The sequence below is a fragment of the Kocuria aegyptia genome (genome assembly GCF_039530085.1).
Classification (GTDB): Bacteria; Actinomycetota; Actinomycetes; order Actinomycetales; family Micrococcaceae; genus Kocuria; species Kocuria aegyptia.
Window position 1 is genome coordinate 1 of the sequence record NZ_BAAAOA010000009.1, and the last position, 15,116, is coordinate 15,116.

The 15,116-nt window shown below is 69.5% G+C and carries 17 protein-coding genes; 13 read left to right on the plus strand and 4 right to left on the minus strand.

Annotated elements, in window-relative coordinates; genetic code table 11:
• The 12 genes from ABD220_RS03535 to ABD220_RS03585 form a co-directional block, all read left to right on the plus strand.
• On the plus strand, positions 1-806 hold an 806-nt coding region (locus tag ABD220_RS03535), incomplete at its 5' end, for a TerC/Alx family metal homeostasis membrane protein (protein ID WP_344119885.1).
• Positions 803-1,303 carry a hypothetical protein gene (locus ABD220_RS03540; protein WP_344119886.1) on the plus strand — a complete coding sequence of 167 codons (501 nt, stop codon included), beginning with the start codon at positions 803-805 and terminating at the stop codon, positions 1,301-1,303. The genes ABD220_RS03535 and ABD220_RS03540, both read left to right, overlap by 4 nt.
• A 166-nt stretch (positions 1,304-1,469) precedes the next feature.
• The gene (locus tag ABD220_RS03545) at positions 1,470-1,616 is read left to right on the plus strand and encodes a hypothetical protein (protein ID WP_344119887.1); all 147 of its coding nucleotides are present in this window, start codon (positions 1,470-1,472) and stop codon (positions 1,614-1,616) included.
• Positions 1,617-1,902: 286 nt separating this feature from the next.
• Complete coding sequence (locus ABD220_RS03550) at positions 1,903-2,133, plus strand: winged helix-turn-helix domain-containing protein (protein ID WP_344119888.1); 231 nt, start codon at positions 1,903-1,905, stop codon at positions 2,131-2,133.
• A gap of 405 nt (positions 2,134-2,538) precedes the next feature.
• Positions 2,539-2,991 (plus strand): pyridoxamine 5'-phosphate oxidase family protein, encoded by a 453-nt coding sequence (locus ABD220_RS03555; protein WP_344119889.1) that lies wholly within the window; start codon positions 2,539-2,541, stop codon positions 2,989-2,991.
• A gap of 236 nt (positions 2,992-3,227) precedes the next feature.
• Positions 3,228-3,503, plus strand: coding sequence for a permease prefix domain 1-containing protein (locus tag ABD220_RS03560; protein ID WP_344119890.1), 276 nt, complete (start codon positions 3,228-3,230; stop codon positions 3,501-3,503).
• A 6-nt stretch (positions 3,504-3,509) separates the two neighbouring features.
• Positions 3,510-4,250: a hypothetical protein gene (locus ABD220_RS03565; protein WP_344119891.1), complete on the plus strand. Its 741-nt coding sequence runs from the start codon at positions 3,510-3,512 to the stop codon at positions 4,248-4,250.
• 423 nt (positions 4,251-4,673) lie between these two features.
• A complete protein-coding gene (locus tag ABD220_RS03570) occupies positions 4,674-5,495 on the plus strand; it encodes a CPBP family glutamic-type intramembrane protease (protein ID WP_344119893.1) in 822 nt (273 codons plus the stop codon).
• Positions 5,492-6,766 carry a hypothetical protein gene (locus tag ABD220_RS03575; RefSeq protein WP_344119895.1) on the plus strand — a complete coding sequence of 425 codons (1,275 nt, stop codon included), beginning with the start codon at positions 5,492-5,494 and terminating at the stop codon, positions 6,764-6,766. Before ABD220_RS03570 ends, ABD220_RS03575 begins: the two co-directional genes overlap by 4 nt.
• A complete protein-coding gene (locus tag ABD220_RS03580; RefSeq protein ID WP_344119897.1) occupies positions 6,763-7,737 on the plus strand; it encodes a polymer-forming cytoskeletal protein in 975 nt (324 codons plus the stop codon). The genes ABD220_RS03575 and ABD220_RS03580 overlap by 4 nt, the downstream gene beginning before the upstream one ends.
• Positions 7,738-7,898: 161 nt before the next feature.
• Positions 7,899-8,432 (plus strand): zinc-binding dehydrogenase, encoded by a 534-nt coding sequence (locus ABD220_RS18030; RefSeq protein ID WP_425552505.1) that lies wholly within the window; start codon positions 7,899-7,901, stop codon positions 8,430-8,432.
• Positions 8,429-9,073 carry a hypothetical protein gene (locus ABD220_RS03585; protein ID WP_344119898.1) on the plus strand — a complete coding sequence of 215 codons (645 nt, stop codon included), beginning with the start codon at positions 8,429-8,431 and terminating at the stop codon, positions 9,071-9,073. The genes ABD220_RS18030 and ABD220_RS03585 overlap by 4 nt, the downstream gene beginning before the upstream one ends.
• A gap of 562 nt (positions 9,074-9,635) precedes the next feature.
• Here the strand turns inward: ABD220_RS03585 and ABD220_RS03590 are convergent.
• Together ABD220_RS03590 and ABD220_RS03595 are read right to left on the minus strand one after the other, a co-directional pair.
• Positions 9,636-10,091 carry a universal stress protein gene (locus tag ABD220_RS03590; RefSeq protein ID WP_344119899.1) on the minus strand — a complete coding sequence of 152 codons (456 nt, stop codon included), beginning with the start codon at positions 10,089-10,091 and terminating at the stop codon, positions 9,636-9,638.
• Positions 10,088-10,660, minus strand: coding sequence for an SRPBCC family protein (locus ABD220_RS03595; protein ID WP_344119900.1), 573 nt, complete (start codon positions 10,658-10,660; stop codon positions 10,088-10,090). The genes ABD220_RS03590 and ABD220_RS03595 overlap by 4 nt, the downstream gene beginning before the upstream one ends.
• Positions 10,661-10,732: 72 nt before the next feature.
• On the opposite strand from ABD220_RS03595, the gene ABD220_RS03600 reads away from it, so the two are divergent.
• On the plus strand, positions 10,733-12,685 hold the full coding sequence (locus ABD220_RS03600) for a heavy metal translocating P-type ATPase (RefSeq protein ID WP_344119902.1): 1,953 nt from the start codon (positions 10,733-10,735) through the stop codon (positions 12,683-12,685).
• 591 nt (positions 12,686-13,276) lie between these two features.
• Here the strand turns inward: ABD220_RS03600 and ABD220_RS03605 are convergent.
• The gene (locus tag ABD220_RS03605; protein ID WP_344119904.1) at positions 13,277-14,773 is read right to left on the minus strand and encodes a multicopper oxidase family protein; all 1,497 of its coding nucleotides are present in this window, start codon (positions 14,771-14,773) and stop codon (positions 13,277-13,279) included.
• The gene (locus ABD220_RS03610) at positions 14,770-15,042 is read right to left on the minus strand and encodes an SHOCT domain-containing protein (RefSeq protein ID WP_344119906.1); all 273 of its coding nucleotides are present in this window, start codon (positions 15,040-15,042) and stop codon (positions 14,770-14,772) included. Before ABD220_RS03610 ends, ABD220_RS03605 begins: the two co-directional genes overlap by 4 nt.
• Positions 15,043-15,116: the final 74 nt, after the last annotated feature.

Sequence of the window (15,116 nt, forward strand, 5' to 3'; positions counted from 1 at the left end):
ACCGGGTGCTGTTCCTGGGCGTGCTCGGCGCGCTGGTGTTCCGCGGGATCTTCATCGCCGCCGGCGCGGTGCTGATCCAGCACTTCTCCTGGGTCCTCTACGTCTTCGCCGCGTTCCTGCTCTACACCGGGTGGAAGATGATCCGCCGGCGCGACGAGCACCTGAATCCCGAGCAGTCGATGGTGCTGGGCGCCTTCCGCCGCTTCGTGCCGATGACCGACGCCTACCACGGCCAGAAGTTGCTGATCCGGCGGAACGGGGTGCTGCTGGCGACCCCGCTGCTGGCGGTGCTGGTGCTGATCGAGGTCACCGACGTCGTCTTCGCCGTGGACTCCATCCCGGCGATCTTCGCCGTCACCGACGAGGTGTTCCTGGTCTTCACCGCCAACGCCTTCGCGATCCTGGGGCTGCGGGCGATGTACTTCCTGCTCGCCGACCTCATCCACCGCTTCGTGTACCTCAAGATCGGTCTGGCCCTGGTGCTGATCTGGGTCGGGATCAAGATGCTGCTGAAGATCGATGTGTTCTACATCCCGACCCCGGTGTCGCTGGCCGTGGTCGCCACGATCATCGCCGTCTCCATCGTCGCCAGTCTGCGGGCCACCCGGGGACAGGGCCGCCGGTCTCTGCCGGTCCCGGCCGAGCCCCCGTTCCGGGTCGCCACCGAAGCCGAGGACGCCGCCCTGGAGCCCGTGTGGTCCCGCCCCTCGACGTCACGACTGGCCGCCCCGCAGCAGCAGGCCCAGGTCCACGACACCCACCGCGAGTCCGAGCGCGTCCACCCGCACGAAGGAGACCCCCGATGACCCCGGTCCACCTGCCTCCGGCACCATGTCGCATGGTGGTCGCGGTGATCACCGACGGGCCTGAGGCCGTCGCGGTGGCTCGCTGCGCAGTCAGGATCGCCGCCGACCAGGATCGCCCGCTGCTGCTGCTGGTGCCGATGCTGCGCTCGGACTTCACCGCCGACTCCGTCATCGCCGACCGGGTCCACCGCGAAGCGCTGCGCGAGGCCGAGGCCATCGCCGCCCGCGCCCGCCCGACCCTCGAAGCCGCCGGCATGACCGCTGCGGTGCAGGTGGTGTGGCACCGGTCCTGCCCTTTCCGCCGGGCCCAGCAGGTGCGGGCCATCGCCGTGGCCCACGCGGGCGCACGGGTCGGAGCGGCCGTGCTCGTCACCCCGGCACAGCTGCCGGTGCCCACGGTGCGGCACGGAGCCGAGGTCCTGCTCGTGGCCGAGGCCGGTGGCTCCCCGTTCAGCGTGCACCGCCCGGCTCGCTCCCGCCGACTGGCCCAGCTGTGAGGCCGTCCCCGCCAGTGCGCCGAACCCGTGGCCGCCCCCAGCACCACCGACCTCCCGACGAGCCGCCCGGACTTGCAGAGGACCGATCACCACCACCCACGAAGCAGGCACCACCCGACCCGCGGACCAGCGACAATCACCGGCCGCACCGATCGAAAGGCACTCCATGAACGACCCGACCCCCGGACCCCGGCGCCCCAGGCCACCACGCCCCTGGGGACTGGTCGCCGTCTCGGCCGGGTTCCTCGCCGCCGCCGCCTTGGTGATCGCCGTCGGCCTCATCTCCCTCGGTCTCACCCCGGCCCTGCAGTAGTCCCGTCGGGTGGCCTACGGTGGTCGACACACGGTGCGGCTCATGTGGGCCACCCGTCCCGTGTCCACGTGCCGACCATGCCTCAATACCACCCATCCCGACGAAAAGGACCCCGACATTGCCCTCCAGGTCCCATCCCGGTACAGCCCGGCCTTCGTCCCCGAAGCCAGGCCACTCCGAGGCGGTAGGAGCGCAGAGCCCCGGCCCGATCCAGCGCCCGCCGTGGACGTTGCTCACCAATCACGGCCGCGTCCTCCTGGCTGTGGCCCAGTCCCAGGACGCCCGGGTGGCCGAGATCGCCGCCCAGGTGGGCATCACTACCCGGGCCACCTTGACCATCCTCAAAGGCCTCGAGGACGCCGGCTACCTCACCCGGCACCGAGTGGGCCGGCGTAGCCACTACACCCTCGACACCCACCAGCACTTCCGCCATCCCGCCACGGCCACCCACGAGGTGGGCGAGCTTCTCGCGATCTTCACCCCCGACCCCTCCACCCGGACACCGCCGAGCAGCTGAGCCGTCCTCGGGACTGTCACCACTAGCCCGTCCACGCTGGGCCCCCGAGGCCGGGATGCCGCCATGCACCGCGTAGTAACCGTCGGTGTCATCACCATCGACGACTGGACCCACTCGCAATGCGTGGCCTCATGTCCAGACCACTTCCGGTCCACTCCGGTAGACGCGTGGCAACCGTTCCGGAGCGACTACCGAGGACCCGGGGCGGATGAGCGGCACACCGTCATAGATCTCCTGTCATCCGGCAGCGGGCGGCCTGCGAAGCCGCACTTGCTGCTGCGCTGCCCAAAAGGTACAGCCACCAGATGATCCATATCGCATCAAGGACTCCCGGACCACCGCCGTGGGGTGGTCACAAATGAATGGCACGTCATCTCCGAGAAGGGTGCGTGTCATCATGGCGCCATGAGCAAGCCCATGGACCTCTCCGGGCGCAACCCCGAGAAGGAGACCCGGACGCACAGGCCTCCGGTCACGGAGCTGTCCCCGGAGCAGTGTTGGGAGCACCTCTACAGCGCCCGCTTCGGCCGGATCGCCACGATGGACGGCGACGAGATCGAGATCACCCCCGTCAACCTGGTGGCCGACGACGAGAAGATCTACTTCCGCACCGCCGAGGGCACCAAGCTGCTGCACCTGGTGCTCAACGAGCACGTGGCCGTGCAGGTCGACCACGCGCAGGGCGGGGAGGCCTGGTCGGTGCTCGTGCGCGGCACGGCCCGCCGTCTCACCGACGCGGAGGAGACCGCCCGGGTGGACGAGCTGCCGCTGCGGCCGTGGGTGGAAACCACCAAGCCCGAATACGTCGAGGTGGCCCCTACGAAGGTCACCGGCCGGCTCTTCCGCCTCGGTCACTGACTTGCCCTCAACGTGCATGACACCGCCCTGGCGCAGGAAACACCGGCAGAGCTACAAGATTTCGTCTTGAAGCCTGCGTTCCTCACGAGCCAGGGCTGGTCGTGGTCTGGTGGTGCTCGAGTCGTCTCGTGGGTGTCGGCGGCCATTCAGAGTAGTGGCCGCGCCGGATGACTTTTTCTCCACGTCGCCCCCACCGCACTGACCCGCCCGCTCCGCCGTACCCAGGACCGATCGCCATGCCATTCACCGCCGCAACACCGTCCCTCACCGACGCCTATCTGCACGAAGTGGTCCGGCGATTGCCGTCGAAGAGTCGCACCGGCGTCGCCCACGAGCTGCGGGGAACTCTTGCAGACATGGTCGAGGACGGCATGTCACGGGGACTGTCAGCGGAGGAAGCTGAACACGGCGCGCTGGAGGAACTCGGCGATCCAGCCCGCCTTGCCGAGAGTTATTCGCCCGGGCCCCACCACCTCATCGGGCCTGCCCACTACCACGATTTCCTGGAGTAGCTGCGGGTGCTCGTGCCCGTCCTGGCCGGGCTCTTCGGTGGGCTGACCTTTCTCGGTCAATTGTTCGAGGAGTCCGGTAGGCAAGGCATCGTCGTCTACCTCACGCTCTCGTTCGCGCCGGCCCTGGGAGCCGCGATCCAAGGGGCGCTGATGGGCGCGGGCATCGCCGTCCTCGTCTACGCGGTCGTGGAACGTGGAGAGGCCGCCAAGGCGGCCAAGGGCGCTGCCACGGGCAGTCCAGAACCTGCAGCGGAGGAGCTCCCCCGCTGGACACCGGCGAAGCTGCCGCCCCCGCGGCCAGAGCGCGACCTCACGGTGGGGGAACTGGCGTGGGCCACGATCGCGTTGAGCTTCGCCTTCGCTGCGCCCTTCCTGCTCTCTCGCCCGTTGTTCTCGGAAGGCCCCCTCGCCGGGGAGCCGCTGCTCGACCCGGAGGTGTGGATCCCGTGGGTGCCGCTGTACCTGCTGCTCATCGCGATGTCCTGGGGATGGATGCTGGTGCGCTTCTTCCGCCGCCGGTGGTCGTGGGCGCTATTCGCCGTGTACACCGTGCTGGACCTGGCCATGGCAGCGCTGCTGATCACCGCCCTGTACACGGAGTCCGTGGCGAACCCCGTGTTCCGGGAGCGAGGCTGGGTAGGGGACGAGCTCGCGCAGATCGGCACCGGGTTGGTCGTCCTGTTCACAGTCTGGGATCTCGTCGCGTCATTCATCGCATGCCGGCGTTCCCTGGCCCGGCGGGGCTGACGGCGTCTGGATGCCTCCCGGACCGTGCACGGTCCGCTAGTGCGAGGGGCGGTCGGGTCTGTGCCGTAGGACGACCCCATGGGCCGCTCAAGAACCTCGGACCGTACCCGCCGGTCCCTCTGCTTCTTCGCGGGTGATCAATGGTGCCTCCACGGACAGGTCGGCAAAGTCCCCGGCCTGGTCGCTCCGTCGGCGGGTTCAACGAAGGACGTCCGGTGATCCGGCAGGAAGGTCCTCTTGAGAGTCATCGTCCGGTCCAGGACGGTGTAGACCGCCCGGCCATCGAGGGGCCCGTCCTCGGGGACGCTGTCATGAGACTCCGTCACGGTGCTGGCGGTGATTAGTCTGGCCGTGAGCACTGTCGGGGCAGAACTGGGACAGGGGTGAGGCATGGCGTCGCGACTTGCTTCGGGGAGGACACGGATGTCCCGCAGCGCTGCTTTTCGCCCGTGGTGGTTCCTGGCTATCACCTTCGGCTGGACGTGGGCCTTCTGGTGGTCCGCGGCGTGGTCCGGTGGGAGCTGGAGCGATCCGCTGACCTTTGTGCTCTTCGCCCTGGGCGGGATCGGGCCGCTGCTGTCCGCAGCGTTGCTGCTGCGGGTCGCCGGCCGGCGGGAGGATGAACTCGACTTCTGGCGCCGTCTCCTCGACGTCCGGCTGCTCCACGCCCGCGGGTGGGTCCTCGTCGTGGTGGTGGCGCTGTTGCCTTCCGTTCTTGGGCGGGTCGTCACGGGTGGTGGCGGACCGTGGCTCGCCCCCGGGGCTGCGCTCGTGCTGGTCACCGCGGTGACCGCCGGAGTCCTCGAGGAGCCAGGCTGGCGCGGCTACGCCCTGGATGGGCTGAGCGGCCGGCACGGTGCGGTGAGCGCGGCCGGCATCGTGGGCGCCGCCTGGGCGCTGTGGCACCTGCCGTTGTTCTTCCTTCCCGGTTCCTACCAACACGGGCTGGGCCGGGGCCCGACCGGCTTCTGGCTGTTCCTGCTGACCCTGCTGGGCCTGTCTTTCGTGTACGCGGCCGTCTACTTCGTCACCGGGCGCAGCATCCTCGCGGTGGTTGTGCTCCACGCTGCGGCCAACGCCGCCGGGGAACTGGTCTCCGCCCCCGGGGCGCGGACTGCCGAGACGGTGGTGGCGCTGGCCATGGCCGCCGTGGCGGTCCTCCTGCTAGCCCACCGGGCGCGCGGCCCCGCCGCGGACGGCTTCGTCGGCTCGGCGGGGACCGCGCCGAGGACGGGCGGCCGATGAGGTTCCCTGTCCCGGAGTCCGTGTGGGTTCCCTGGTTCGGCCTCGGCCTGTTCGTGGCCGCGGCGTCTGCCGGGTACTTCTACAACCTCACGTTCGTGCAACTAGGTCTGGTCGACCTGGGGGCTCGGGTGATGGGGTTGTCGGAGGAGCGGATCGCCCGGGCGATGGCTCTGCTGGCCGGGCTGACCCTGTGCGTGGCGCTGGGGGCGGGGCTGGTGATGCACCACCTCCGGTGGAGCGAGGACTTCCGCGTCAAACTGCGGCTACTGGCCCTCGTGGTGGTCCTGCAGACCGCGCTCACCGCCGTGGCGCCCTTCCTGCGCAACGAGGCGGAGCTGCTCGGATGGATCACGGTGGCCTCGATCGGACTGGGCCTGGGGGTGCCCAGCCTGTTCGGTCTCACCTGCGACCTGGTGCCCACCCGTCACCGTGGGGCTGTCGCGGCGGCGGTGACCTCGGCGGCGTTCCTGCCTGCCGCGGTGTTCTCCTCGGACTGGCGGATCGAGCAGTTCGCCGCCCAGCTGCTGTGGCTGATGGTCCCCAGCGCCGTGGCCCTGGTCGTCCTCGCCTTCGCCCCGTCACCGGTGACGGCCGCCCTCGCCGACCAGCACCGTCTGCCCCGGTACGGAACCGGCCGTTTCGTGCGCCACCGCGTCCGCTCCCGGGGCTGGCCAGGACGCGGATTCACGCTGGCGTTGGTACTCATGTTCGGCGTCTACTTCATCGACAGCCTGGGCTTCCTGCGCATCGTCGACACCCCCGTCTACATCGGCTCCGCCTGGCACTCCAGCGACCCATCGACGCTGTGGGCCATCGGGATCACCCACGTGCTCGCAGCCGTGCTCGCGGGAATCCTCTATCCGGCCCTGGGACGACGGGTCCTGCTGGGCTGGATTTTCGCACTCTTCGCCCTGACCCAGCTCAACTACGTGCTCCACGCCCTCACCACCCCGGAACTGCCGGCCACGCTGGGAATGCCGCTGCTCTACGCGGTGGCGGTGAGCATCTACACGGTGCTGAACTTCGCCCTCTGGGCGGACTTCTCCACCCCGGCCACGATCGCCCGCAACACCGCTCTCGGGGTCGGGGTCTCCGGCTGGCTGGCGACGTTCCTGAGCACCTCGCTGTCGATCTGGTGGACGGCGGTCGAGCTGCCGTTCGCCGAGCACCTGCGGGCCGTGGCCGCAGTCAGCCTGCTGCTGTTCACCGTCACCGTCCTCCTGTTCCTCCTCCCGGACCGGCAGCAGGCCGAGAAGGAAGAGACTGCATGATCCCGGCCCCAGCACGTCACCTGCGCCCGATGCTCGTGATCCTGTTGCTGATGGGACTCCTCACCACGGGGTGCAGCACCCCCGTGGACACCGGCCGCTACTCCGCGACCCTGATCACCCAGCAGCACCACGTCGTCGAGGACGGCCAGATCCTCATCGGCGACACAGTCGTGGCCGGCGGGAGAATGACCCTGGAGGACGGCGCCGAGCACCGCGGTTCCGTGACCGTGCTCGCCGGCGACACCCGCATCAGTGGCCGGATCGCCGGGAACCTGACGGTCCTCGGCGGGACGGCGGAGCTCACCGACACCGCGGAGATCACCGGCGACGTCGCAGCCGCCGGCGGGACGCTCACCCGCGCCCCGGGAGCGGTGGTGCGGGGCAACGTCACCGAGGAGCCCAACCCGACGACAGTGCTCGAGCGGAGCAGGCAACCCCGAGAGCCCGTGGAACGGACCCTGTGGTTCCTGACGGGGGTGATCGTCATGGCGGGACTGGCCTGGCTGACCGCCCGCCTGGTACCCCGCCCGCTGCACCGCACAGCCGCCGCGGCCACGGGCTTCCCGGTGGTCAGCGGCGCGCTGGGGGCACTGGTGCTGATCACGGCTCTTCCCCTGGTGGCGTCGATGATCTTCACGCTGTTCCTCATCCCGGTCGCCGGGATCGTGCTGCTCGGGATCGGGGCGACCACGGTGTACGGGCTGCTCGCCATCGGGCGCGGGCTGGGGGTCCGCATCGCCCGGCGCCTCGGGTGGACTTGGCCGACGCCCCGGACCGCGGCTCTGGGCACGGCGGTGCTCGTCGCCGGGTTGCAGTTGATCGGTCTCGTACCGTTCGCCGGGGTGGCCGTCACGGGAATCGTCGTCGTGATCGCCGGCGGTTCGGTCTTCCTCACCGGGTTCGGCCTGCGCTCGTACACGCCCCCGGACGACGAGATCGACGACGGCACCGTACGGGGAGTCAGGACTTGAAGTCGCGGTGGATCCTGACCGTGCGCTCCGCACTGATGGGCAGACGCCCACCACTCGCTGACCGAGGCCGGGCTGACCCCTGCCACCCGATCAAGGAGTCGTTGGGCAAGCTCGTGCCGGGTCCGGTGGCCGTGGTGATCGACGCCGGCGGGTCGGAGTAAGTGGGTATCCAAGTCCTACGCGCGATCACCGCCGCCACCGTTGTCGCCCTGGACCTCAACGAGGAAAAGCGGGAGTTGGCCAAGGAGCTGGGCGCTCACCACGACTTCCTCTTGAACCAGGAGGCGGTGGAGCAGGTCAAGGAGTTTACCGGCGGGCCCGGGATCCATGCGGTGTTCGACTTCGTTGGTGCCCAGCTGACCATAGCTCTGGGCCAGACGATGATCAGGGTCGGGGGCGACCACGTTCTGGTCGGTGTCGGTTCCGGCACGCCTCCAGCAGGCACGCTCAACAAGCCGTGCGAGCCCTCCATCCGCGCCCTATCGGGGTACCGTTCGGAGCTGTTGGGGTACTCAAGGTGGCTCTCTCCGGGCGATCCACATGCAGACCGAGGCCGTCTCCCTCGAGGACGCCGCGAAGCCCTACGAGAAGTTGCACCCCGGTCATCGGCGCAACCGCGCCGCCATTGCGACATAAAACCTGATACACCACCGACCGGCGGCCGTGCATGGACGGTGGAAGCTGGGGAGGCATGATGACGAAGCGCTTTCTTCCGCGCTGGGTGCTGGCCACCACGACTGGTGAAACCCTCGGCTTCGCCGTGCCGGCGGCCACTGGCACAGTCATGGCCATGGTGGCGGCGCCTCCGGGGGTCGTCTACGTAGCGATGATCATTGCCGGGGCCGTAGAAGGTGCATTGTTGGGGTTGGGGCAGTGGTGGGGCTTCGGCCCAACCCGTCCGGTGCCGGGCAGAGCGTGGGTCGGGGCGACCGCCGCCGGAGCCGCATTGGCCTGGTCGATCGGGATGCTGCCCAGTACTCTCGGCGGACTCGACCCCGGCTCGCCAAGGGTCATCGTGGCGGCCGCCCTGGGTGGGCTGGTCCTGCTGGCCTCGATCCCGGTGCTGCAGTGGCTGGTGCTGCGACGGGTTCTTCGCCCGAGCTGGTGGTGGATCCCGGTGAACATGGGCGCCTGGTCGGTGGGCCTGCTGTGGACGCTGGCGCCCTCACCGCTGGTGGACGAGCGGACCCCGACGGCGGTGCTGTTCGGTGTCTACCTGCTGGCCGGGGCGCTGATGGCCGCCACGGTCGCGGTCCTCACCGGCCTGGCCGCCGGTCGGATCACCCACACGCTCACGCATGATCACGCCCACAGTCCTGCCGCCCCCATCAGTTGAGGGAAACCTTCATGCCACCCCGATCCGATCCACGACGCGCCGGACCCACCTGCGCTGCAACAGCGGCAGCGCCTAACCCCGCCAACCGAATTCCTCATCGAGGGAGCCAGCAGTGATCAGCACGAGGAGGAAAACCACGAGAATCGTCCACCACAGTGCCGGGTAATGCCCGCTTGGTCCTGGTCTCCCGCTGGCGGCCCAGTGGGCCATCACGCCCGCAGCCAGGAGGAGGGGCGGGCACAACAGCGGCCCCCGGTACCACCACCACCGAACTTCCACCGCAACAGCCCCGCCACAGCCAGCGCCGGACACCGTCAGGCCCGTGACCGGCGCCCACCAGGGCCACCGCGGCGGTCGTCGGACCGAACCCGGACACCATGCGCAGGGCATCGGCGGCCCACCCGCGCGTCCAGGAGGCCAGCCAGTACAGGGTCCAGGTGAAGCTGAACGCCCCGATGAAGAGGGTGAAAAGCCTCTGGATCCGGCGCGGCATCTCCTGTCCGGTCAGGACCCCGAACCCATCATGGCGCGCCTCGAGCACCAGGACTCCGGGGTGGTCCCGTCAGCGGCGCACGATCAGGACCGGGCAGTGGGCGTGGGAGACCAGTGCGGAGCTGACCGAGCCGAGGATCATGCCGAGGACTCCGCCGACGCCGCGGCGTCCGAGCACCAGCATCCGGGCGTTCTTGCTCTCCTCGACGAGCAACTCAGCCGGGCGCCCGTGCAGCAGCCGGGTGCTCAGCCGCGCCGGCCGATCCTGCCCGAAGACCTCCTCGAGGGTGTTCTCGAGCATGTCCTGGGAGTGGGCGCGGAACGCCTCAGGTTTCAGCTCCGAGATGTACCCGTAGGAGGCCGCGTACACGGAAGGATCATGCCAGCAGGCGATCGCTTCCAAGGGGGCGTCGAGGGCTTGAGCCAGGCGGGCTCCTTCGCGCAGTGCCTCCTTCGAGTGGTCAGAGCCGTCCACGCCCACGATGATGCGATCGCTGGCGGGGATCTCGTTCGGGGTGTCGCTCATGGGGTTCCTCCTGTGCAGTGTTCATTGCTCGGTGCTCGGTGCTCGGTGCTCGGTGCTCGGTGCTCGGTGCTCGGTGCGGAACCGGGCCGAAGGTGGTCCCGCAGCAGCGGGAACTCCGTGTGCACATGGGCATCCAGGTCCGCGGTGAACCGGGGTGTGGAGTACAGCCGCAGCAGCGGGTCAAGCGCCCGGCCGATCCCTGACCACCCGGCGGTGATCGTGTGCCGCACTGACACCCCGCCTGGCACCGGCAGAAGCTCCAGGCGCAGGCGTGCTGGTAGAGGCACGATCTTGCGGAACCGCCACACGACCTCCCGGCCCGGCTCGACCGCCTCCACGATTCCGAGCAGGCGCAAGCGGCGCCGGCCGATGAACTCGTCCATCACCACCACGTCGCCCACCCCGCCGGCGGCCCGCCCCAACGCGTGCAGCTGCAGGTGGGCGCCCGGCCACCACCGCTGGTACTGCTCATCGGTGCAGGCCAACATGAACTCGGTGACCTCGGGGCCGGTGAGACCCTCGACGTCGACGCGGGACTCGATCACCAGCATGACTGCTCCTTGTGCCATGGTGCGTCCAGGGTAACCGCGCGGGCGCGCCTTTGGCACCGGGCCCAGAGCTGGGCGGGGCTGGAGATCGTCATGCAGTTCACACCGCTGGCAAGGGTGGGGGTGTGGCAGGCACGGGCGCAGAATGAAGCCATGACGCTGTCCTTGCAGGCGCCTCCGGGTACCGGTTCTCCCGGACGACGCATCGGGTGGGTCGCCGGGCTCCTCCGCCGTTACCCGCTGGTGGCCGCCACCTTGGTCGTGGGTGTCGCGGTGCTCGGTCTGCTGGGCGGAAGGCAGCCGGACCTTGCCCAGTGGGTGGGTTCCGGGTGGGCTCTGGTGGTGGCCGCCCGGGTGGCCTGGTGGATGGTCAAAGGTGTCCTCGGGGGTCACTGGGGGGTCGATCTGTTGGCGGTCACCGCGATCACTTCGACCGTGGCAGTGGGCGAGTATTTGGCGGCTCTCGTCGTTGTGCTGATGCTCACTGGTGGGCAGGCCTTGGAGGATTACGCGGCGAACAGGGCGCGCAAAGAATTGCGCGCCCTGTTGGAGCGCGCCCCCACCCTGGCTCACCGTCTGGGTCCGGACGGGGCCGTGGTCGACGTGCCCGTGGAGGAGGTCCGGGCCGGCGATGAGGTGCTGGTGCGCCCGGCCGAGGTGGTGCCCGTGGACGGGAAGCTGGTGAGCGGGGAGGCCGACTTCGACGAGTCATCACTGACCGGGGAGAGCCTGCCGGTGACGCGGCGGGTCGGTGAGGCCGTGCTGTCGGGGTCTCTCAACGAGCAGCGCGCGGTCGTGTTGCAGGCCACTGCCGCTGCGCAGGACAGCCAGTACGCCCGGATCGTGGCCATGGTGCAGGAGGCCGCTGAGTCTCGGGCACCGGTGGTGCGGTTGGCCGACCGCTATGCCGTGCCGTTCACCGCGTTCGCTTTCCTGGTGGCTGGTCTGGCGTGGTGGTACCACGGGAACCCTGTGGTCTTCGCGGAGGTGCTCGTGGTTGCTACCCCGTGCCCGTTGCTGATCGCCGCGCCGGTGGCTTTTCTGGGCGGGATGAGCCGGGCAGCGCGCAGTGGGATCATCATCAAGAACGCTGGCACTCTCGAGCAGTTGGCGGCGGTGCGCACGGCTGCCTTCGACAAGACGGGCACGATCACCTACGGCCGTCCCGAACTGCTGGTCGTCAACGCCCGTGTCCCCTGGACGCAGGAGCAGGTGTTGGGTCTGGCTGCCTCGGCCGAGCAGTACTCCTCCCATGTGCTGGCCACCTCCATCCGCGAGGCGGCCGAGGACCGTGGTCTGGAGCTCGTCCCGGCCACCGATGCCCACGAGGAAGCCACCCACGGGGTCACCGCCCGGGTGCACGGCCACGAGGTCGTGGTCGGCAAGCGGGCCCACGTGGCCGGTTGCTCCGCCGGCGTGATCGAACAATCCCTCGGCCCCGGCGAGCTGGCCGTCTACGTGGCCGTCGACGGGCAATTCGCCGGGACACTCGTGATGAGCGACCATGCCCGCGACGACGCCCCTACCACCATGGCTGAACTCGCCCGGTTGGGCATCGCCGAACGCTTGATCCTCAGCGGTGACGTCCGCCCCACCGTCGCGCACATCGCTTCGGCCGTGGGGATTACCCGGGTGCACGCCGAGTGCCTGCCCGAGGACAAGGTCCGGCTCATGCGCGAGCTGCCCGCCCGGCCGGTGCTCATGGTCGGTGACGGCGTCAACGATGCGCCCGTGCTGGCCGCCGCCGACGTTGGGGTGGCGATGGGGGCGCGGGGGTCCACCGCCGCCAGCGAATCCGCCGACGTGGTGATTCTCACCGAGGACCTTGCCAAGGCCGCCATGGCGGTGCGGATCGGCCGGCGCACCCTGGCCGTGGCCCTGCAGAGCATCTGGCTGGGGATCGGGTTGTCCGTGGTGCTCATGCTCGTCGCCGCCACTGGGGCCATCCCGGCCATCTTCGGGGCGTTGAGCCAGGAGGCCGTGGACCTGCTGACCATCCTCAACGCCCTGCGTGCCCTGCGCGGGTCACGCCACGATGACCCATGACGATCAATGCGCGGAGAGGGCCCGGGACGGATGATCAGTACCGGGTACGGGTTGGGGGAGACCAGCGCGGAGCTGACCGATCCGAGGATCACCCCAGCACTCCGTCCTGCCGATCTCCGCTCACCATGTGAGCGTCCGCGTTCTCCTCGATGAGCTGATCGTCTGGACGCCGTTCCGGTGACCGCCAGTTGAGGTACTCCGGTGGGTCTTCGCTGAAGACATCGGAGATCGTGGTCTCGAACAATAGCTGGTGTTCGGCATGGAACGGCTCCGGATTCACTTGCAGATAGTCGCAATAGCCCTCGCGCCCGTCCTACACCCCCGTCGCCTCGGGAAGCCGTTGTTCGGCGCGTGGTCCGGAGGCCGAGCGCCCGGACCCGACGGACGGCTGGCTCGAGCAGCAGTGGCTTCTGGCCGGCGCCGGGGTGGCCAGGACGCCTGAGGAGGTGGTCGTGGTGGCCGAGCTGCAGCGCAGCCGGTCGGGCAAGGCGCACCTTGTGCGGGGAACAGGGGCGATGAACCGGTGAGCGCGCCCTGGGACACCGCGAGGGCCCAAGCTCTTGGCTCTGGGAGTGCAGCCGGGCCCGCTCTCTAGCGGGCTTCGATGGTGCCCATCATGCCTAGGTCCTCGTGATCAAGGATGTGGCAGTGGAAGACGGTCCGCCCCCGGAAGTCGTCGAAGGCCACCAGGACTTTCACCTGGCTGCGGGCCGGGACGTTCACCACGTCCAGCCACAGGGGCTCGGTGAGGTCCCGGTCCCCGTCCTCGACCACTTGCATTGGCCACACGTGCAGATGGATCGGGTGGTCCATGGGGCTGGAATTGCTCAGCGTCCACTCTTCCACCGCCCCTGCCGCCACGGTTTCGTCGAGCCGGTCGGGATCGAAGGTCCGGCCGTTGACGGTGAACGACATCATGGCCGCGCTGTCCCCACCACCGCCCACCATGACGCCGCCCATGCCCATCGCGAAGGCCAGGGTGCGGCGGGCGGCAATCGGATCACCCCGCAAATCCCGCAGGCGATCCCACTCGGGGATCGGTGCCAGCGGGCCGGCGGCCGGATCGCCGGAGACGTCTAGGGTGAGGAGCTCGACCGGCTCCTCGGCCCCGGGACGGTCCTCACCCATCAGCGGGCCCGTCATGGGCCCCATCATTCCGGCCATGCTGCCGCGATCGACCGGGGCGGCCACCAGCTGCGTGATGCCCTCACGGGTCTCCACGATCAGGTCGGCCCGGTTGCCCGGCGCCAGCTCGATCTCGGTGACATCCATCGGTTCGGGCAGCCGACCGACGTCGCGGCCCAACAGCCGCACCGTCTGACCCTCCAGCTGCAGGCGGAGGAAGCGGGACGGGCAGGCGTTGACGATGCGCCACCGCTCCCGTTCCCCGGCGGAGGCCACCAACCGGGGGCGAAGCTGGCCGTTGACGAGCACGATCTGCCCCTCCCGGCCCATGATCTGTCCCATGGGCGTGACGTCGGAGAGGTTCCCGTCGGGGTCCAGGGACAGGTCGGAGACCACGAGCACCCGCTCCCGGGTCACCGGCACGGGGTCAGGGTCTTCCACGAGGATGGTCCCGTAGAGGCCGGCGGCGATCTGGTCGGCGACGTGGCCGTGGTGGTGGGGGTGGTACCAGTAGGTGCCCGCCGGGTGATCCTCGGGAATCCGGTACTCGTAGTCGAAGGAGCCCCCGGCGGTGATGCTCACGAACGGGTTGTCCCCATTGGCTTGCGGGGAGACGTGCAGCCCGTGGACATGCAGGTTCGTAGGGGCCTCCAGCTGATTGACCATCCGTACCCGCAGGGTGTCCCCGGGGCGCACCCGCAGCGTGGGACCGGGCAGGGAGCCGTTGAAGGCCTGCACGTTCGCGGTGCGGTTGCCGATCCGCAGTCGGGCTGGCGCTGCCTTCAGGGTCAGCTCCAGCGCTCCGTCCCGGGCGGTGAGCACCGGCGGTTGGATCAGGTCCTCACCAGCGCCGCCGAAGGTTCCCCAGGTACTGGACCACCACAGGCCCGCCCCGCCGGCCGCTGTCATCCCCGCGCCGGCCAGACCCAGAGCCAGCAGCTGCCGGCGGGTCAGCGGCCTCACCGGCCGCCCTCCTCCAGTGTGCGCAGCCGCTCCCGGAACTCCTCGGTGCTGATCTCTCCGCGGGCGTAGCGTTCCTCGAGGATTTCCCGCGCCCGGGCCGGGCCCGGACGTTGCCCATAGCCTCCAGGCGAGGTGCCTCCGTGGGTGCCCGAGCTGCCCGTAAGAACCTTGATGAGCACGAACACGAGCACCACCGTGCCGAGGACCAGCAGGATCCAGAAGACCCACATCCAGCCCATGCCCCATCCCATGCCGTCGCCCCACATCATGGTCTGCTCCTTCCTTGATTGATGGTGCTGGCCCCGCGGTCGCCGCGCGCCGCAGGGAGTTCTTTCTTGCGGAC